This is a genomic window from Bacteriovorax sp. Seq25_V (assembly GCF_000447795.1).
In the GTDB taxonomy this organism is placed as follows: domain Bacteria; phylum Bdellovibrionota; class Bacteriovoracia; order Bacteriovoracales; family Bacteriovoracaceae; genus Halobacteriovorax_A.
Genome location: NZ_AUNI01000011.1, coordinates 87,669 through 107,110, shown reverse-complemented (window position 1 = coordinate 107,110; position 19,442 = coordinate 87,669). Strand labels below are relative to the sequence as shown.

22 protein-coding genes are annotated in these 19,442 nt (G+C 35.9%); 7 read left to right on the top strand and 15 right to left on the bottom strand.

Annotation, left to right across the window (positions count from 1 at the left end; genetic code table 11):
* Nucleotides 1-30: 30 nt before the first annotated feature.
* Complete coding sequence (locus M900_RS17960; protein ID WP_021273844.1) at nucleotides 31-156, bottom strand: hypothetical protein; 126 nt, start codon at nucleotides 154-156, stop codon at nucleotides 31-33.
* Between M900_RS17960 and M900_RS05565 the strand changes: the two genes are divergently transcribed.
* Together M900_RS05565 and M900_RS05560 are read left to right on the top strand one after the other, a co-directional pair.
* A complete protein-coding gene (locus tag M900_RS05565; RefSeq protein ID WP_021273954.1) occupies nucleotides 155-1,519 on the top strand; it encodes a pilus assembly protein N-terminal domain-containing protein in 1,365 nt (454 codons plus the stop codon). The genes M900_RS17960 and M900_RS05565 overlap by 2 nt on opposite strands.
* Nucleotides 1,519-2,658: a CpaF/VirB11 family protein gene (locus M900_RS05560; RefSeq protein WP_034731528.1), complete on the top strand. Its 1,140-nt coding sequence runs from the start codon at nucleotides 1,519-1,521 to the stop codon at nucleotides 2,656-2,658. Before M900_RS05565 ends, M900_RS05560 begins: the two co-directional genes overlap by 1 nt.
* Here the strand turns inward: M900_RS05560 and M900_RS16995 are convergent.
* The 3 genes from M900_RS16995 to M900_RS05545 all read right to left on the bottom strand — a co-directional run bounded on the left by M900_RS16995 (nucleotide 2,588) and on the right by M900_RS05545 (nucleotide 6,298).
* The gene (locus tag M900_RS16995) at nucleotides 2,588-3,694 is read right to left on the bottom strand and encodes an aspartate kinase (protein ID WP_052600778.1); all 1,107 of its coding nucleotides are present in this window, start codon (nucleotides 3,692-3,694) and stop codon (nucleotides 2,588-2,590) included. The genes M900_RS05560 and M900_RS16995 overlap by 71 nt on opposite strands.
* Before the next feature lie 3 nt (nucleotides 3,695-3,697).
* Nucleotides 3,698-5,383: an energy-dependent translational throttle protein EttA gene (gene ettA, locus M900_RS05550; protein WP_021273953.1), complete on the bottom strand. Its 1,686-nt coding sequence runs from the start codon at nucleotides 5,381-5,383 to the stop codon at nucleotides 3,698-3,700.
* 69 nt (nucleotides 5,384-5,452) lie between these two features.
* Nucleotides 5,453-6,298, bottom strand: coding sequence for a hypothetical protein (locus M900_RS05545; RefSeq protein ID WP_021273861.1), 846 nt, complete (start codon nucleotides 6,296-6,298; stop codon nucleotides 5,453-5,455).
* Nucleotides 6,299-6,350: 52 nt separating this feature from the next.
* On the opposite strand from M900_RS05545, the gene M900_RS05540 reads away from it, so the two are divergent.
* The 4 genes from M900_RS05540 to M900_RS05525 all read left to right on the top strand — a co-directional run bounded on the left by M900_RS05540 (nucleotide 6,351) and on the right by M900_RS05525 (nucleotide 9,191).
* A complete protein-coding gene (locus tag M900_RS05540; protein WP_021273793.1) occupies nucleotides 6,351-6,638 on the top strand; it encodes a hypothetical protein in 288 nt (95 codons plus the stop codon).
* Between the two features lie 19 nt (nucleotides 6,639-6,657).
* Nucleotides 6,658-7,839 (top strand): class I SAM-dependent rRNA methyltransferase, encoded by a 1,182-nt coding sequence (locus M900_RS05535; protein ID WP_021273853.1) that lies wholly within the window; start codon nucleotides 6,658-6,660, stop codon nucleotides 7,837-7,839.
* Between the two features lie 13 nt (nucleotides 7,840-7,852).
* Nucleotides 7,853-8,293, top strand: a complete 441-nt coding sequence (locus tag M900_RS05530) for a DMT family transporter (RefSeq protein ID WP_021273911.1) — start codon at nucleotides 7,853-7,855, stop codon at nucleotides 8,291-8,293.
* A 109-nt stretch (nucleotides 8,294-8,402) separates the two neighbouring features.
* Entirely contained in the window at nucleotides 8,403-9,191 is a 789-nt protein-coding gene (locus M900_RS05525) for a hypothetical protein (RefSeq protein ID WP_021273945.1), read from the top strand.
* A 12-nt stretch (nucleotides 9,192-9,203) separates the two neighbouring features.
* Here the strand turns inward: M900_RS05525 and M900_RS05520 are convergent, their stop codons facing one another.
* A complete protein-coding gene (locus tag M900_RS05520) occupies nucleotides 9,204-9,914 on the bottom strand; it encodes a hypothetical protein (protein ID WP_021273883.1) in 711 nt (236 codons plus the stop codon).
* 105 nt (nucleotides 9,915-10,019) lie between these two features.
* On the opposite strand from M900_RS05520, the gene M900_RS05515 reads away from it, so the two are divergent.
* Nucleotides 10,020-11,147 carry a FecR domain-containing protein gene (locus tag M900_RS05515; RefSeq protein WP_021273826.1) on the top strand — a complete coding sequence of 376 codons (1,128 nt, stop codon included), beginning with the start codon at nucleotides 10,020-10,022 and terminating at the stop codon, nucleotides 11,145-11,147.
* 174 nt (nucleotides 11,148-11,321) lie between these two features.
* Here the strand turns inward: M900_RS05515 and M900_RS05510 are convergent, their stop codons facing one another.
* From M900_RS05510 to M900_RS05465, 10 genes are all read right to left on the bottom strand, one after another.
* Nucleotides 11,322-12,914 carry a hypothetical protein gene (locus M900_RS05510; RefSeq protein WP_021273888.1) on the bottom strand — a complete coding sequence of 531 codons (1,593 nt, stop codon included), beginning with the start codon at nucleotides 12,912-12,914 and terminating at the stop codon, nucleotides 11,322-11,324.
* Between the two features lie 2 nt (nucleotides 12,915-12,916).
* A complete protein-coding gene (locus M900_RS05505) occupies nucleotides 12,917-13,528 on the bottom strand; it encodes a hypothetical protein (protein ID WP_021273936.1) in 612 nt (203 codons plus the stop codon).
* An 8-nt stretch (nucleotides 13,529-13,536) separates the two neighbouring features.
* Nucleotides 13,537-14,457: an LPP20 family lipoprotein gene (locus M900_RS05500; RefSeq protein ID WP_021273848.1), complete on the bottom strand. Its 921-nt coding sequence runs from the start codon at nucleotides 14,455-14,457 to the stop codon at nucleotides 13,537-13,539.
* An 8-nt stretch (nucleotides 14,458-14,465) separates the two neighbouring features.
* On the bottom strand, nucleotides 14,466-14,942 hold the full coding sequence (locus tag M900_RS05495) for a hypothetical protein (protein ID WP_021273920.1): 477 nt from the start codon (nucleotides 14,940-14,942) through the stop codon (nucleotides 14,466-14,468).
* Between the two features lie 3 nt (nucleotides 14,943-14,945).
* Nucleotides 14,946-15,608, bottom strand: coding sequence for a hypothetical protein (locus tag M900_RS05490; RefSeq protein WP_021273863.1), 663 nt, complete (start codon nucleotides 15,606-15,608; stop codon nucleotides 14,946-14,948).
* Nucleotides 15,609-15,632: 24 nt separating this feature from the next.
* Complete coding sequence (locus tag M900_RS05485; protein WP_034731515.1) at nucleotides 15,633-16,367, bottom strand: FecR domain-containing protein; 735 nt, start codon at nucleotides 16,365-16,367, stop codon at nucleotides 15,633-15,635.
* A 161-nt stretch (nucleotides 16,368-16,528) separates the two neighbouring features.
* A complete protein-coding gene (locus M900_RS05480) occupies nucleotides 16,529-17,065 on the bottom strand; it encodes a 4Fe-4S binding protein (RefSeq protein ID WP_021273858.1) in 537 nt (178 codons plus the stop codon).
* Nucleotides 17,062-18,195 carry an NADH-quinone oxidoreductase subunit D gene (locus M900_RS05475; RefSeq protein ID WP_021273785.1) on the bottom strand — a complete coding sequence of 378 codons (1,134 nt, stop codon included), beginning with the start codon at nucleotides 18,193-18,195 and terminating at the stop codon, nucleotides 17,062-17,064. Before M900_RS05475 ends, M900_RS05480 begins: the two co-directional genes overlap by 4 nt.
* Before the next feature lie 12 nt (nucleotides 18,196-18,207).
* Nucleotides 18,208-18,858 carry an NADH-quinone oxidoreductase subunit C gene (locus M900_RS05470; RefSeq protein ID WP_021273889.1) on the bottom strand — a complete coding sequence of 217 codons (651 nt, stop codon included), beginning with the start codon at nucleotides 18,856-18,858 and terminating at the stop codon, nucleotides 18,208-18,210.
* The gene (locus M900_RS05465) at nucleotides 18,851-19,333 is read right to left on the bottom strand and encodes an NADH-quinone oxidoreductase subunit B (RefSeq protein WP_021273908.1); all 483 of its coding nucleotides are present in this window, start codon (nucleotides 19,331-19,333) and stop codon (nucleotides 18,851-18,853) included. The genes M900_RS05470 and M900_RS05465 overlap by 8 nt, the downstream gene beginning before the upstream one ends.
* Nucleotides 19,334-19,442: the final 109 nt, after the last annotated feature.

The following is a 19,442-nucleotide window of genomic DNA, read 5'->3' as shown; positions in this document are numbered from 1 at the left end:
CTCTTAATTCGAAAAATATAAAAATATTAATTAATCGAGATGAACTTTAAACTTAGGAGTTGTTCCCTTGTTCTTATTAGCTGCTTTTCTCTTAACACCCATTTTCTTTTTTCTGATTGTACGTCTGTTTTCAGTTACACGAGTTCTAGAAACCATGATTATTCTCCTAAATATAAAACTAAAAAAATTAAAGTCTTTAACTAGAACAGAATTTTTATCTAAATTTCAGTGTTTTGTCAAAGTCTTTACCTCATTTGCCATCGTTTTTTCTTTTGGCCATACCTATGCGTCACAGGAGCTCAACTCTCAACTCAGCCTTTCTAAAGGCCAAGTATTTGAAATTAATGCAAATGGTATCTCAAAGTACGCTATTGGTAACAAAGACATCATCAGTGTTCGCTTTGACAAAAACACAAACAAATTTTACTTAACAGGCCTCATGCAAGGCTACAGTGAACTAAAACTACTTGGTAAGGATAAGAAGACCCTGAAGATTTATGTCCTTAGTAAGAACCAGCAACTAAAGCTTTTAGAGATCCAAAATTCCCTGGCCGCCATTGGCCTCAATGAAACCGAGGTTTTTGGACCAAAGCTTATTCTTGGGGGCGCAATTACAAATCAAGACCAGTACCTTTCAACTCTTGAAATTGTAAAGAATCATAAGAATGAGATTATTAATAACCTTCAAATTACAAAAGATCTTAGAAAAGAAATTATTAGTTCTGTGTACTATGATTTCTTCCAAAACTATCTTGATGAAATTCTTTGTGAAGAATCAAAGGCCATCATTACTTGCGCTACAACTCAAACAATTCTTAAAAATAAACAATTCATCAAGACAATGGAAGAAAAGCACGGATTGAAATTTTATCCATCTATGACTTTTGGGAAACTAGAAAATTATCAAATTGATATTAAGCTATTTCAAATTGAAAAGCTCGACGGTTCAGAAATCAACTTTGGACTTGATCAAATTGATGTCAATCTCTCAGATGTATTTTCGCAAGGACTGGCAGCACTTGCAGGTAACAATAATATCAAACTTAAAGAGTCACAGTACGATCTCTCAACACTCGCAACTCCAAAAGCAATTTTAAAATTAGATACTCCACTCGATATCAAAATTGGAAGTGAAATACCTTTCCAGGGAACAGGAGGAAGTAATGTTGTAAGTGAAACAAAGTGGAAGTTCGTAGGACTTGGCATCAATATATTGATGAAAAAAGAAAATAATCAATTCCAAATTCAATATGAAACAAATCTTTCAAGACCAATATCAGGAAGTGAAGATGCTGTAACATCAATCTCAGGGAATAAACAAAAGTCTGCGTTCTCAATTTCACTAGATAGACCAATACAAATTTTTGAAATTGATATTAAAACTGATGATCAAATTGAATCTTCAATCCCTGTAATTGGCAAGATTCCAGTATTGAAAAATATCTTTTCATCAAAAAGCTCAATGAATACTTATAAGAAAATTGTTGCGATTGTACGTGTCGTAAAAAAGGAACTGTAATGACTAACAGCGAAAACCAAAAGGCAATCAATTTTTTAATTAAGAGTTATAAGAGATTCTTCAAAGAAGAACTACAAAGAAGTATTGATTTCACTCATGAATCTATCTGCGCACGCATTGCTTACGAAAACAGTCTTGATCTTGAGACGATTACTCAAATGACTGAACTGAAGGATATTTTTGATATTTACTTTGACCACTGTTTTCTAAGTTCAATTGTCGATCAAGAAGATCTTTTTGAAGTCATTATTCACGGGAATACTTCTATCGAAGTTATAAGTAAAAAAGGAAAGGAAATTTTTGAAGGACTCGCCATTGAAAATGATGACCTTGAAACATGTCTCAATGTCTTGGGACTTAAGAATAATCAAAACTGGAATTTTCAAAATCCTTTCTGCTCTTTCCTTTTAGAACTTAATGGCGAAAATTATCGTTGCACACTAACTCATAGCTGCATCAGTGCGTTCAACTCACCGACAATATTCTTAAGGAAACTTGCCACTCAAATATTTGATCTAGCACAGTATGGAGAAGATGCAACTGTTGTTGCGCAGTTAATAAAAGAAAAGAAAAATATTATTATTGCAGGCTCAACAGGTTCGGGAAAAACTAGTTTTCTCAAGTCATGCCTTAAATATATTGAGGGCCAGGAGCATGTTGTTGTTATCGAAGATACCCATGAAATATCTTGCCCGGATAAGAATTTCACTAATATGCTTGCCACTGGCGAAAAAAATAAGACGATGACAGATTTTTGTAAGTATTCACTGCGTATGTCACCGGAAAGAATTATTCTTGGGGAAATCAGGGCCGAAGAAGTTGTCCCCTTCACTCTTGCAATGAATACAGGGCACACAGGTCTACTTTCAACAATTCACGCCAATAGTGCCAACGATACTCTCTCACGACTAGCTATGCTATTTAGTATTTTTTCAAACTCAGGCCAGGCCATTAGTTATGAACAAATTCTACAGCTTATATGTAAAAATATAGATAATGTCGTTTTTTTAGAAAATAAGAAAGTGAAGGAGATTATCGAGGTAAAGGGCGCAGAAGGTATGCACCCAATTACGAATCAAATGAATGAGTTACAATCTGAACAATTTTCTCCAGTAGAGAATCTCTTCTTTGCGAGTTAATCTTGAAAGTGGCTAAGTTGTCATTATACTCATGCAGATTATTAATCTCCGTCTCGATCAACTGATTGATTGAGGCATTTGAGATTAATTTATTCCCACAAATAGAAAGCAGAGAATAGTCTTGCTTCTTAGTTTCAACCAGACCTAGAATTTTACCGTGTGGCTTATTTGAAATCACACTTCCATGCTCCGTTGGTGCATAAACCCCTTTAACTTCAAGAGGGATAGAGCGCTCTTTAAGAGGGTTCATCGTACGATGAAAAAGAACCTTAGCTCCGGCTTCAGTTAAAAGAGTGGCTTCATCATATGAGATTTCAGAAAGCTTGTAAGCTCCATCATGAATCTTAGGGTCCCATGATAAAATCCCACCGACATCCTTCCAGATAATTAAGCGAGTTGCCTTAATGGCCCAAGCAAGAATAGAAGCAGTGTAATCAGAACCCTCTCTTCCAAGAGTCGTCGTTCTACCGTCTATAGTTTTTCCAATAAACCCTTGGGTGATATAAACCTTTGTCTTATCAAGATTGGTTAAATTTCTTTCAATGATACCAAATAATGGTGTTGCATCACGAAAACGAGTGTTTGTAGTGATGACATTTCTCGCATCAAGATGCTCAACTTCGTGATGTAGCTTTTCTTTGAGAAATGAATAGAGAATCACCGAAGAAAATCTTTCGCCAAGAGAGTAAAGGGCATCCATCAACTCCGAACTTACTTCAAGGCTTTCATGGATTTGATCACAATAATTAATCGCTTCAAGTTTAAATTGTTCAAAACTGGCCTGACAAAAGTTTAGGACTTCAAGCTCTCTGGCAAGAGACTCGTGCTTAAAAAGAAATGAAGCTATAAGATCCTTGCTATGGCATGTACTCTTCGTAGCTGCATTGGCAATTTCTTCAAGCTCATTTGTTGAATTGTAAGTTGCTGAAACAACCACAAAACGTAGATCAAGAGAATTGACGATGATGTCAGCAATCATACGAAGTGCTGATGCACTTCGTATGGTACTTCCACCAAATTTATAAACTAAGCTCAAACACTACGCTCTTGTAAGTTTTTTGTATGTATGACGACGTGGATTGATTGCATTCTCTCCTAGACGTCTCTTCTTATCTTCTTCGTAATCATTGAAGTTACCTTCAAACCATACAACATTTCCTTCACCTTCAAATGCAAGAATATGTGTTGCAAGTCTATCGAGGAAGAAACGATCGTGGGAAATGATAACCGCACATCCAGCGTAATCCACAAGTGCTTTCTCAAGCGCTTGAAGTGTGTTTACGTCAAGATCGTTTGTTGGCTCATCCAGAAGAAGAACGTTTCCACCTTCTTTTAAGACTTTTGCAAGGTGTACTCTATTTCTCTCTCCCCCTGAAAGCTCAGAAACTTTTTTCTTTTGCTCTTCACCAGAGAAGTTAAATTTTGCAATATAAGCACGAGAGTTAACTTCATTTTCACCAAGTTTGATAATCTCATGTCCTTCGGCCACAACATCATAAATAGTTTGGTTTGGATCTAACTCACGACCTTGATCAACGTATGCAAGCTTCACAGTTTCACCAACTGAGAATGTTCCAGAAGTTGGCTGCTCTTGCCCTGTGATCATTTTAAATAGCGTTGTCTTACCAGCCCCGTTTGGCCCGATAATTCCTACAATACCACCAGCTGGAAGTTTGAATTCAAGGTTTTCATAAAGAAGATTCTCACCAAATGCTTTTGATACACCTTCAGCCTCAATAACTTTATTCCCAAGACGTGGTCCTGGTGGAATGAAAAGTTCATTTGTTTCATTACGCTTTTCAGACTGATGCTTCGCTCTTTCTTCATATTCACGGATACGAGCTTTAGACTTTGCCTGACGCGCTTTAGGACTTGATCTAATCCACTCAAGCTCTTCTTTCATTGCTTTTTGTCTTTTAGACTCAGTCTTTTCTTCTTTCTCAAGACGCTTCGCTTTTGTATCTAACCAGTCCGTATAGTTTCCTTCAAATGGAATACCTTCTCCACGGTCAAGCTCTAGAATCCAGCCGGCTACGTTATCAAGGAAGTACCTATCGTGGGTAACAGCAATTACTGTACCTTTGTATTGTTGTAAGTGTCTCTCTAACCACCATACCGTTTCAGCATCAAGGTGGTTGGTAGGCTCATCGAGAAGTAGAATATCTGGTTCTTGAAGTAGTAGACGACAAAGAGCAACCCTTCTCTTTTCCCCACCTGAAAGAACTCCACATTTTTGATCTGAAGGTGGACAGTTAAGTGCGTCCATTGCAAGTTCAAGACGAGAGTCAAGATCCCAAGCATTTGAAGCATCAAGCTTATCTTGAAGTTTTGCTTGCTTATCAAGAAGCTTATTCATTTCTTCATCGCTCAGTGGCTCACAGAACTTTGCGCTGATTTCATCGAATTCTCTAAGATTGTCGACAACTTCCTGGCATCCTTCCTGAACGATTTCTTTAACCGTTTTATCAGGATCAAGTGTTGGCTCCTGCTCTAGGTAACCAACGCTATAGTTCTTTGCAAGCGTCACTTCACCTAGGTGGTCATTATCAAGACCTGCCATAATTTTAAGAAGAGTTGATTTCCCTGATCCGTTAAGACCAAGAACACCAATTTTTGCTCCGTAGAAATACGAGAGCGAGATATTTTTTAGAACGTGCTTACTCTTGTAAACCTTTCCAACTCGATTCATCGAGTAAATAATTTGTTTGTCATTTTGGTAACTCATGAAGTTCTCCGATATATAAGTAATTAGTGGGTCTAAAATACCTAGATATCATCGAATTTTCAACAAGTTCTAATTAATCATTTTCCCTAAAACAGTGTAGAGCGAGATGAGATATGTCGACAAAAAGAAGATACAAAGCCAAATAAATTTCATAATTGTGACTTTCGTCTTTAACGCCTCGCACTCATGCTGATAACTCCCCCATAACTCATCAACTAAAAGCTCAATATCATCACCAATTTTAATCCCAAGTCTTTGTTTTGAGTCAATTAAGAGCGAAAGGCGCTCAAGGTAAACAGAAAGCTTGTGCCCTTTTTGAATATTTAAAGACTGGAAATTAACTTTCTTGATAAGCTCACTCACACTGAGGCCGGCCATATGGGAGAGATCAAAGAGATAGATCTTTGAAAAGAAGCTCTCATAACAACTTAAGGTTTTTCTCAGGAGAATCTTATAGGCACCTCCAAATGTTACTAATCCAAATATTTGCCAAATAAAAAGCAAAACAATTGTGGTCATATCAGTTTTAAGGTTTAGCATTTCCACACAATAAAAAATAAAGAGCCATGTAATAACCATTGAAAATATGAACGAGAGAATTGCTCCCGACTTAAGCTTTCTAATCTCCTTTTCTATCTTAATATCATTTAGTAAGGCCTTTTTAAGTTTGTTGACGATGGGTATCAACGGAGTTCCCATTGTTTTAGAACTTTCAATAACTTGTAAAATCACGCCATTATAAAACTTGTACTCAGCACATTTAGGAAGCACACGAGTCTGATTGAGTGATAGTAATTTATTAAACAGTTGATTTCCCGCGTCAATATTATCAGGAAGCTTCAACTTAAAGTTTAATTTTGTGCTATTAATTGAGAAAATAAAAACCACGATAATGACATAATAAAGAAAAATCATAGACACTCCTTATACTTGACGTAGCTTGTTATTTTTGAAATAACAAAAGCTTATGGAACAAAAAGAAACAATTTTTCAAAACCGAAATACGGAACACGGGATCAGTGATAATTCATCGATCGAAGTCGTTCGACCAAATAACTATATTGTGGACGAACAGCTTGCTGAGCTTCGAAAATTGTGTGAGACAATCAATCCTTACGAAGAGCTGAGTCTTGAAGAAAAATTAAGACTTCAAGAATTTGGAATCACAGATTTTTCAAATCCCTTTTATATTACCAATCAATTATTATTCATTCTCGAAGAAAATATTCAATATAGAGAAAGTCTAAAAAACTAAGAAACCGGAATAACCAATCATGACACCAAGAGTAGAACTGCATCCTGCAAGTATTAAGCATATCAAAAAAGGTCACCCTTGGATTACATCTGATCGATTCAGTGACAAGTTTCCTAAAAATTCATTCTTTGTTGCTTGCCGTCTCGATGATGTGAATTTTGTTGTAATGATTAATGATCCAACTCACCCAACTGTTAAGGCACGTGTTTGGAAGATTGATCCAAAGTCTTCAATCGAAAAGAAAGATTTTACATATGAAATGGTTGGAAGACTCAACCAGTCCTTAGAAATTAGAGAGGCGCAAGACTTTGAACGAGATAACTACTACCTCGTTTTTGGTGAAGCTGATTTTTTACCAGGGCTTTTCATTCAGAAGCTAGGTAGTGAAATCCTGGTTCAATTCTATGCAGACTTTTGGCACAACTTTGAAAAGGATATTATCAAGTCATTACAAAGAAAGTATCAGAAGAATAATATTTGGGTACAAAAGAGAAATAAGTCACAAGAAAAAGAATTTTACTGTGCAACAAATAAAGGCTTAAAAGAACATAGCTTTACTCTTCGTGAGTTTGGTGTTGAATATAGTATTGAACTTAACAAATTCTACGACACAGGAATTTATACTGACATGTCGGCAATCAGAGCAAAACTTATTCCTGAGTTTGATGAAAAAAATGTCCTAAACTTATATTGTTATACTGGTGCTTATTCTTTGTGTGCGATGAAACATGGCGCGAAGTCAGTTACAAGTGTGGATCTCTCTGCAAAGTATCTTGACTGGCTTGATAAGAATATTTCATTAAACCAAGATCTCGAAGCGATTAAAGACAAGCATACCAGAATTGAAGCACCAACGTTGAAAGCACTGGACACACTAATCAAAGAAGGAAAAACTTTTGATCTGATTATTTGTGACCCTCCAAGTGCATCTTCAGATGGAAAGAAAAAGACAAGTGCAATAGATAGTTACAAAGAAATAGTTCCAAAGCTTTCGAAACTTCTAAATAAAGGTGGAAAAGCGGTGGTATTCCTAAACACTCATTCGATTACAAGAAGAAGTTTTGAAGAAAAAATTAAAAATTATATAGGAACAGAAAAACTAGCAATCACAGGTGCACTGAAATTAACTGGAGACTGTCCTTCTTTAAAGGGATTTGTGGAAGGTGATTACTTAAAAGGCCTTACATTACTAAAAAAATAAAAAGAGAGACAATATGAATTCAGCAATTATTCTACCACTAATCCTCGGGGCAATCGGTATTCTTCAAGGAGCAATTAATCGTTCAATGAGTACAACAATTGGTCTGACATGGATGTGCATTATTGGAAATATAATCACGTTAATCACATGTGTCATCTTCTACTTCGTTGTTAAAAATTTTCCTCATATCTTTCCTGAGTTTATCAGACTAAAAGACCTCACTTTTAAGTGGTGGTATATTTTCCCTGGAATAATGGGTTTCATGTTTGTCGCTGGTCTCCCATTTGCAATCTATAAAGTCGGTGCAGTTAAGACAACTGTAGGTTTAATCGCCGCTCAGATGACAACAAGTGTTCTTTGGGATGTTTTTGTTGAAGGTATTACAATCAACGCAACCAAAGGACTTGGGATTGTTTTCGCATTACTGTCAGTAGTAATGATCACACTATTTTAGTCAGGAAAAAAATTTTCAGTGATAATAGTCTAAGACCATCATAAAATAGCATAACATATTTTATGAGGTCTTAGTCAGTATTTCAGACCTCTGTATATTAGGAGAATCAATGAAGTACCTACTACTTTTATCGCTAGTTACAAGTACCCATGCGGCTCAAACCAAGCCAAAAATTCTATCATGTCATTCAAGTAAAGAGTTTATTACAGCATATAATTTCTTAAAGTCAAAAACTGAATTAAAGCTAGAGGACAAAAAAATACACTCGATTGCACTTAAAGTCTCAGCAGGCTGCACAAATTCAGCTAAAAGATTTTTGAAAGTATTTGAGACATTAACTAGAGCTGAAGTAGATTCACGCTCATCTCTTGAATATGCAAAAAAATATTCAAATATGAGTGATAATTCAACAGAGGCCTTTCTTACAATCTTTAAAGAAACTTTTTTAAAAGATTTTTTGGATCTTGATATTAAAACAAGTCTCTCTCTTGCAGATAAAATCACTACTGACGATGACAAAAACATCAAAACAACAAAAGAGGACTTTCAACAGATAGTAAAATTTTGTAAAAAATCTAGTGGATTAGAACTTAATGGAAAGAAATGTTCAGAACTTGCACTAGAAGTTCTAAACTCCTCCGTTAAATACAAAACTTCAATCTACAAGGTTTTCGAAGACTCTTTTAAATTTCTAACAAATCAAACTACAGTAAATCTTCCATCCTATCAAGCTATAGACATTGCCAAAAAAATTTCGAGCTATGGACCAAAGGCTTTTGAAAACTTTAAAGAGACTTATCAATTTTTAAATAAGAAAGAATTGTACAGTAAGGATAGAAAGTATTTATTAGATAGTGCTTTAGAAGTAACGATGAATTCAACAAAAGAAGGGCCGTAAGGCCCTTTTTCATTAAAACTTTAGAGAAAGTGAGAGACCTGGAACAAATGTATCTTCTACACTAAAAACAGATGTAGAAACAATAGGACCATAGATTTTCTTTTTGTAACTTTTCTGATCTCTCCAAACCTGCTCCCATGTTGTCTCAAAAAACAAGGGCCCCAGTGCTGCCAATATAGCTACTCCGTCAATAATTTCAGATGTAGAATCCTTCTTAACATTTGTAAGCATATAAGTATTTGCGGCAAGATTTGTGATGGCAGACATCCACTTAAGTTTTTTAGCAAGTCTTGCTGCTGAGTTCATCCCCTCTTCTGCATATCTTTCACGAGTTAATTGATCACGCTGAGAGTTCCCTGTAACTCTATTTACGTCCTTTAAAGTTCTTTGATAAATATTGTAGTGATGTCCAAGATAATAGTTAATTCCTAACCATGCACCACCGACAACAACACCGGCCAGCGGTGATTTCTTATCGGGATCATCTTGCTCATCAACATTACTAAACTGCATAAGTCCTGCAACAAGAGTAGAAGCAGCTGATACTTGGAATGGCATTTGAAATATAAGACCGGTCTCATTTTCATCAGCAGCTAACATTTTTAAACGTTCACTAGCTTTAGGAGTTACTTGTAATTCTGGATAGCTTAAGTCTTGCGCCCAAGTTCCTACTTGACCAAGAAGTAGCGTACAAATCGTAATTTTTTTACACAATTTAAACATTTTTCTTCCTTTCTTTTATTCAACTTTCATTTAAAATATTTTTAATTAAATCATTAATAGAAAAATATATAAATAGAAATTAATTTGCCCATAAAGGTGTTAACGATGTTCTTTTCAAAAAAAATAATTACTCTCATCCTATTAGCTACGAATACCTACTCTTTGACTCCGGTTATTGGAAAAGTGACAAAGATAAAAGGAAATGCTTCGATTTTATTTGTTGGAGAAAGAGAAGCACATAAAGTAGAAAAAGGTATGCAAGTTAGAAAAGATAGTTCCATACTCACAGAGACGAGAAGCTTTGTTCAAATTGAATTATTCGATAAATCAAAAATTAATGTCGGGGCCAGTACGAAAATGAATATCGACAAAGTAGATACTACAAGTGCCGGCTTCATAACACTGCTGAAGGGAAATATTCGTTCACAGGTCGAAAAAAATGAGAACAATAAGGAAAAACTCTACATCAAAACAAGAACTGCAGCACTTGGTGTTAGAGGTACAGACTTTCAAACGACGTTCAATCCTAACAATAACATTACAAATCTAATTACATTCAAAGGAACTGTAGCCCTTACAAAGGTCAATGAGCTTGATTCAAAGGAAACAGTATCAAAAGAGCTACAACAAGATGATGTTACACTAGTAGAGAAGGCCCAATTCTCAACAGTCTCGGAGAACTTAAAAGAAGCAACTGTCCCAATCAAGATTGCACCAGAACAATACACCAGACTTAAAGTTAACCAAGAATTATCAGAAGACAAACTCGAAGTCAGCGATGAGGAATTTAAGAAAGAGCTAAAACTCACAATTGAAACTTATAAAGAATTATCAATAAAAGAAAAAACAGAGAAGATCACTGCAAACAAAATCGTAAATGTAGACAATGAGCTCAAGAAGCCGATAAGCGGTGGTTATGTTGATATCAAATCAGGAATCTATGTCCCTCCAGTTAATAAGGCCGAAAACCTCAACAAAGAACTCAACATCTATACCGCCAGACCAGTTATTGGAAATATCCTAGAATCTGGATTATACGAGCCTCCAACAGGGGTTAAAGTTGATGATAGAAAGGGGCTAATTGCTACAACAAGTGCCTCCGTGGAAGTGGCACAAGCAATATCACAGATTAATGAAGACATTACTAAAGTTGCTAAAGAGCCTCAAAAGCCGTCAATAAAAGATTTAGAAATAGAAGATGAAGACACATATGACAAATACTATAAGAAATAAATTTGAAATAAAAAAGGCCAGGTTTCCCTGGCCTAGCTTTAAATTATTTTAAATTTTTTGGCACTTCTTTTACGTTTTCAATCACAATATTTGTCTCACTAGGAAAGAGTTTCATCGTAAAAACCCCTACCACAAAACCCAAAACAAAAATTATCACCTTAATCATCACATTCCCTAAAGTGCTATTAAAGAGACAAGCTTCGTTTTTCCTTTTTCAATAACAAAACTCTTTTGACTAAGTAAATTCTCACCACCAGGAACTTCAGCAACTACAGCAACTGTATATTTACCAGGAGGAAGACTTATCGAATTTAGCCTATAATCAGAAGGTAAAGTTGCCCAAAAACGTAGGTCTGCTTTTTCTGAATATTCAATTCCTTTATTCGCAGCACTGTAACTGCCTGACGCAAGCATCATCGCTCCAAATTCACCAAGAGAACCTTTTTGCTTTTCATAGATCAAGTATGCTGCTCCTAGTGCTGCAAGATGCTTCCCAGCAACTCTTGCCCCTACTTTAGCCATATTGCTAATCGATTGCTCATCTAGCGTGTGGTAAGCAATTTCAGACAAAGGATCTACGAGAGCTGTTTCATCTTTTGAAATAACTTTCCCCGCTTCATCTTTAACAACAGTGAACAATTTTGTTGTCACTGGCCTGTACGGAATCGATGGAAGCTCAAAATAGATTTTTGGAATTGTCCCTGCAGCAGCATTCAATACCTTCCCAGAAAAACCAATAAATCCTCCCTTGTCACTAATTCCAGATGGAATTGTTGCGACAGGAAGTGGAAAATCAATTTTTTTTGCCTCTTTACTTGCGATAAACCCATGTGAAATCATGAAGTAAACATTGTCTTTTTTCTTTCTCTTTAAATTTGCAATCCTTTGATCAAGATACTTATTTAAAGTGTTGTAATAGTCAGACTCTTTTAAGAATTTTGCCTTAACATCCTTCTCATTCATTAAATGAAGCTTTGAGTACTCTTTGATAAAATCTTCATTTTTCAAATTATATGTTTTATAAATTGAAAAGTTTTTAAGAAGAATTTTCTTCGCTTCAACATAAAGACCCTTTGCAATTTGAAGATCATTGCTTGAACCTAATCTTTCGTGAACAAAAGCACCAAAGACTTTTGCCATCATATCATCTTTATACGTTGGCTTTCCTCCAGAGGTAGCTTTATAGCTATCAAGAATTGAGTTCCATTCAAGAAGTACAGCTCTAGCAGCAACCAAATGAAATCTTCTTTCTTTCTCAGATAGACTTTTCTCTGGAACTAGTTTAACTACAGGCTTCTTATCAGCTCCCATCTCTTCTACACTATAAGCTTCATACTTGGCTGCATCATTAAGAGCTAAATGAGAGAAGACTTGATAAAGACGAATTAGTGATCTCTCATATTTTTCACCATAGTAATTATCTTCATTGTCATTTGATACCGCTGCGGTGATTTTTTTACTGATACTAACAGTAAAAAGCTTATCACTTAACTCTTTTGCAGCATCAAATGACTTTAGAGCTTGATAGTAATTAGCATTATAGTAATGCATCATACCTAGCTCAAGAAGCTTTAAGAGCTTTGAATTTTCTTCTGCGTAGAAGTCCTTACTCTGAACCAGAGCAAGGCCTTTATCAAACTTTCCTTCACGTACATACTTTTGCAACTCTTGGTGTTTTTGTTTATTTGCAGTAGAACAACCAGTAAATACAAAAGATAGGCCAAGTAATAATGAAAGAAATTTTCCCTTACTAGACAGTGCTTTCATTCCTACCATCCACTACTACTTTGCTCAGAGTATTTCTGTGTTTTCGCTCTTGTTCTTAAAACTTCTACGCCTGTTTCAATTTCAGTCATTCTTAAGTTTACAGAGTATTCCTTAATTGTTTTACCATCTCTAGTCTTAGGATTCATTCTGATTGCACCAAAGATTAAGAGGTCAGCGCCAGCTTGTTTACCAATTGATTTAACTTGTCTTGGATCAACCATCCCATCATTTTGGTATTGAATTTCTTTTAATAACCTCTCTCTCGCAGACGCGTCTATTAGAATAAAGTCACCTGCTGCTGAGAACTCATTTAATAATTCATCATTCATGTCAGCAATTGGAAAATAAGGCTCAGATGTTTCATTTTGAACTTCAGCAATAAAGAGCTTTGGAGAAGTTGATCTCTTTGCTAAGTACCTTTGAAATCCTTTATGTTTTTCAATTTGCTTTAAAACGTCCTTAATTACCATTTCAGTATCTCTAGCTACCCACTTATCAGTGATTTCCATTGCCAATTCATCAGACTCGTCAGCGCTTACTCTTTTCGCTTTGAATCCACCACAGCTTGATAATAAAAAAGTTAGTGTTAATAAACTTAAAAATGTTTTTCTCATTGTTACTCCTAAATTGTTAATTCTTTAATATTTGTTTTAATGTACTCTTTAATTTTCTCAACAGCTTTTTGTACCGCCTGGTCGTAACTTCTACCTGTTTCCTCAGTGTCAAAAGTGAGTCTCCCCTTTTGAACATTTTTTAGATCAGACGATGTAAGCTTTAATGTAAATTTGAACTTCTCAAATCCCTCAACATTCATATGCATTTTTTCAGAAGTAACTTCTCCTGTAATGATATTTGTTGAAGACTTATTTCTTACTCTCCCAGTAGTTACTTTATATCCAGCAGAAGAAAGCTCTTGAGCAACTGCCGCCTCCACATACTTAGGCTCTTCCTCATCTAAATAAACATGAAGTATAATATTTGCCATTGCCTCACGTTTATTTTTAAACACTTTAGAGAAATCAATTTTACTCTGGACTTCACGGCCAGTTAAAAAAGCAAAACGTTTATTTAGTACTTCACGTTGCAGAAACAGCTGCTCAATCTTAACTGCAAGAGATGGATCTTTTTCTTCATATAAAATCTCCATTTTCTCATCAAGTTTTTTTATTTCACGCTCAAAGCCACTTGCAGCTTTCATCTTATTGATTGATGCGAGAGCAAAGTAGCTAGTTTTAGATTCTGCCGTTTTAGTAATTTGTACACCTTCTAAAGCAGTTTCTGTAATTTCTTCAATCTGTTCACTTGCAGAGTCGTCAACCTTCCCATTACTACTTGAAAGATTTGAGCTAAACTTTGACGAAACTTGGTTTTCAAAAATCTTAGAAAGTGCGACACGTGCATTACGAGCAGCTCCAGACGAAGACTCCCCTTCTCCTACTGCACATAGCTCCGACTTTTTACAACCTTTCTTAGAGTCACTAACCCAATTTGGTAAATCAGCATATGCATTAAGAAGGAATAAACTTAAAAATAAAAACTTCATCACAACTCCTAAATATCGACTAAATTGCACTTACGGGCAGCATCTTGGATATCTCCCTTCATTGCTGATACTTTTTTATACTGTAATTTAATCGCATCACAAATCACTTCGGTACGATCAAGTTCATGCATATAAGCGGCCTTTTTAACTGCTGCTTCAGCTCTGTCAGTATCCTGATCTAGTTTTCTTCTGATACTCCAATCCCTATCCTCAATAACTTCGTGAGATATTAGCTTTCTAGTCATATTCTCTTTTTCTTTTAAAAGCTTTGAAAGGTTAACACATCCGCAGTACTGAACTTTTCCAGTATTTACGTCTTTTGCACCATCAGAAGATGCTGTAATAGTTTCAGAATCCTTTTCTTGAGGTGCCATAACTTCTGCATTCTCAAGTAGTCCTTTTTTTATTTTTTTACTTGGGTCTTTATACTCACGGGCACTTAAGTTACCCGTGAGAACAAGAGCTAAAAATAGACATTTAATCATCTATTATTCCTCGCTTGATTCAACTTCAACTTTCTTATCTAATTCAGTAAATTTTGCTGCTACATCAGCTAATGCCACATCAGTTTTCTTTTTAACTTCAGGACTCTCAATTCCTTCTACTAGTTTTTTTCTTGCGCTAATAACTGCTTTCTCAAGATTTTTCTTTGACATTTTTACTAGCGCAAAACAGTTATATTCTGTTTTGTCTTCTTCAGCACCTAAAGCTTCTTTATATGCTCTTTTTTCCCAGTAAGTTTTTAGCACTGATGAGCCGACAACAAACGCTTGAGCTTCAGTTGCAAGTTGTTCTTGCATATATTCATTTACTTCATCATCTCCATTTTGAGTTGCTTCAGCATATGAGTTTTTCATGAACTGAGCGATCTCTTGAGCAATTCTTGCTGTTGCTCTTGCTTCAGCAGAACGCACGCAAAGTCTTTTTTGAACATTTGAAGATTCGTTAACGAAGTATCTATTCTTCTTTATTTCAGATGACTTATCTCCCTTTGTTGGGTTCTCGATCCACTCAGGAACAAGTCCAGAAGATGCATCAAGTAACGTGTAATCTTTTGCAAACTGACGTGGTGTTGGCTCTTCAGCTTTTTTCTCACTACTTCCACAACTAACAAGTGCGAACGCTGTCGTAATTAAAAGTAACTTTTTCATGTTAATCCTCCTAAAATTAGTCTATTAGTTCTTAGACATTGACTTCCATTTATTTTCCATATCTTTATTTCTTTTTTGCCATGTAAATTCTTGATCTTTCTTATGTTCTTCCCAGACTCTATTAAAGCTTTCATAGAGTGCTTCCGGCTGAGAAAGGGTGTTTCTCCCAACCTCTAGTTCCCAATTTATATGACGTTGAAATGCATAGTCTTTTGGAGCTAAATTCTTAAAGTCAGAGTTTGATATTATTGATTGCTTTTTATTCACTCCCACTTCGTTATTTGAATTTTTTCCTTTATAAGAAACTGCTCCCTCATCTACGGCCAAGAAGTTTTTTCCCGTCCTTGGTTCACTATAATAGATGAAAGTAGTCCCCCTTACACCCATTGCAGCAGTGCGAGACTTAATTTTCATTTCGTAGCCCTTTAGCTTTCTCTTGTTGATAAAACGTGTGAGAATTGATCCGTACTTCACATCGACCACGGCATCTTTACCAGTCTCCATAAAGTCTATCTTAGACTTGCTATCTATTTTATTTGTTTTTGATTTTGATTTGATAACAATTAATGAATTTGACCCAGTTTCAATTCGAAAAGGTGTTGCGAGAGTTTGCTTTTCCCTCACTTTTGACGGAACAAAACCTTTCTTTTCATTAAGAGTATAAGCTGTCACATCGCCTTTAAAGTAGAGAACTGAGTAAACTTCATTAGCGAATGTCATAGATAAACATAAGATAGAAATACTAACTTTAAAAAGCACTGAAAATCCTTTTTCGTTTTAGGAATTATACATAGAAACGACTAAATTTATACGAATAAAAATAAATTTTAGTGATATTTTTTTAAATGGCGAAAAGCAAGAATATCGATTATTTGAGAGAACTTATCGGACAAAAAAAAAGCTCCTTTCGGAGCTTTTAGTTATTTTACGATTCTATCACGCCAAGCTCTGATATCAGGAGCAAGGTAGTCATACTTCATTTCATCAAGCGTATATTGTGCAAATTCGTAGTCTGTTGTGTGAGTTAAACACTCAGTTGGACATACAGTTGTACAAAGTCCACAGTAGCAACAAAGCGCTGTATCGATTGTATATTGCATAAGATCTAACTTGATTGGTGTTCCATCTTTTGTTTTAAGAGCTGGAGCATCCTTGTCTCTTCTTACAGCAGTAATATAGATACAATCGACAGGACAAGCAGTTGCACACTGGTAACAAGAAATACAGTTTTCAGCGTCGTTAAAGAGACGAGAACGAGAGTTTGCAGGTAGCTCCTCACGAACTTCTGGGTACTCAATTGTTACTGGCTTAACACCATAAACATATTTAAAAGTGATCATCATCCCTTTAGTAACAGTTGATACTGTTGTCCAAATATTTCTAAACCACTTTCCAATTGTTAGTTGCTCGCTTACATCATATGCAGACGTTAATTCTGCTGTTACTTTTGAACTCATCGGTCCACCTCACCTAGTACAATATCAATACTTCCAATCGTTGCAACAAAGTCTGCAATCATTTGCCCTTTACCAAGTTCCGGTAACATTGAAACGTGTGTAAAGCATGATGACTTAACTTTAAGTCTATAAGGAGTTTTTCCTCCATCCGAAACGATGTGGTAACCAAGCTCTCCACGAGGACATTCAGTCTTTACGTAGATTTCTCCTTCTGGAACTTTAATAATCTTTGGAACTTTCCCCATTACTGGACCTTCCTCAATTCCAGCAACAGCTTGACGTAGAATTTTTAGAGATTCTTTCATCTCAAACATTCTAACGTAGTATCTATCCCAACAGTCTCCAACAGTTCCCATTTCCCCTTTTCCAACGATCACGTCGAAATCGAATTGGTCATAGATACCGTAAGTTTTATTCTTTCTTAAATCCCAGTTAACTCCAGAACCTCTTAGAACTGGTCCAGTTGCTCCAAATTCATATGCTTGCTCAGGTGTAATCACACCTACGTTTGCAGTTCTGTCACGGAAGATCTTGTTCATACCAACAAGTGCGTGGTACTTATCAAGATTCTCATCCATCTTGTCACAGAATTTTTCAATTCTTCTTAGTTGTTCATCAGTAATATCATTCCAAACACCACCGATCCAAATATAATTATAAAGAAGTCTTGCTCCCGATAATTCTTCAAATAGTCTTAGAATTTCTTCTCTATCCTGGAATGCATATAAGAATGGAGTAAATGCCCCAAGGTCAATTGCATAAGTTCCAAAATACATTAAGTGAGAAGCAACTCTCTGTAGCTCAGCTACGATAACTCTAATATACTCTGCTCTTTTTGGAACTTCAGTACCAAGCATTTTTTCAATGGCCAGAGCGTATCCCCACTCCATTGACATTGCTCCTAGGTAATCCATTCTATCGACAAAAGGAATAACACCACGGTAATCTAAGTTCTCCGCATGCTTTTCCATACAACGGTGAAGGTAACCAATATATGGTGTAGCTTCAGCGACGATTTCTGAATCAGTTTTAATCTCAACTCTTAGAACCCCGTGTGTAGCAGGGTGCTGTGGCCCCATATTTACAGTTAAAAGGTCGCTATGGAGTTTCTCAATATTTACGTTTTCCATTTGTTCTATCCCTTACTCTTCTGAACTAGTCGACTGTAAACTTTCCATTTTTCTATTAAGAGCTTCAGAAAGTTCTTTCGTTACATTACCATCCCATGAACCAGAAACTAATTTTGGATTAGCTGCTTCAAGTTTTGCTTTCGTTAAGAAATCAAAATCACCTTGATTGATTTTATGGGCCGGATTAACTTCCATTCCGTTATAAACTTCTTGTACAACATAGTCCTTACGTAGTGGAAAACCTTCCCAGTCTTCTGGACAAAGAATTCTTCTAAGATCTGGGTGTCCGACGAATTCCACACCTAGCATGTCATACGTTTCTCTTTCTTGGAAGTTAGCAGATTTCCAAACGTCACAAACTGAATCAATTTTTACAGTATCTACTTTTGAAGCCTTTGGTAATTTAACTTTCACGATCAGATCTAGACTCTTGATGAATGAACAAAGCATATAATTTACTTCAATTCTATCTTCGTAATCAACACCTGAAACAACTTCAAGAACATTGAATGCGAACTCTGAACTATCTCTAAGAGCGAAACAAACTTTCTTAATTGAAGCTGCATCAACTAAGATTGGCGTATCACCAGCTGTTGCTTCAATTAGAGTTGCATTACATCCAGAAACTTCTTTATTTAAAAACTCTACGATTTCCTTATGCATGCTTCACCCACTTATTTCTAAGTAATCTTTCGTTTGCGATTTTCTTTTGTAGTGTCATTAGACCTTCAATAAGAGCCTCAGGTCTTGGTGGACAGCCTGGAACATAAACGTCGACAGGAATGATTTCATCAACACCTTTTAAAACGTGATAACCGTGTTGCCAGTAAGGACCACCTTTGTTTGCACAAGATCCCATTGAGATAACGTACTTTGGTTCTGGCATCTGCTCGTAAAGAACTTTAATTCTTGATGCCATTTTTAAAGTAACAGTACCGGCAACGATCATTAAATCTGCACGACGTGGAGTGGCCATGAATGCCCCACAACCAAATCTTTCCAGATCGTATTTCGCACCACCTGTTGCCATCATTTCAATAGCACAACAAGCTAGACCAAATGTCATCGGCCACAGTGAATTCTTTCTTCCCCAATTGAGGAAGTCATCTAGTTTCATTAAAACAACACTATCTTGCATGTCTAGCAATCCCTTGTAACAAAAAATATTATGATAAGATTTTACCCTATTTTTTACCTAGTGTGGAGTTTTTAGTCAATGAAACCCCTTGAAAAAATTAGATTTTATT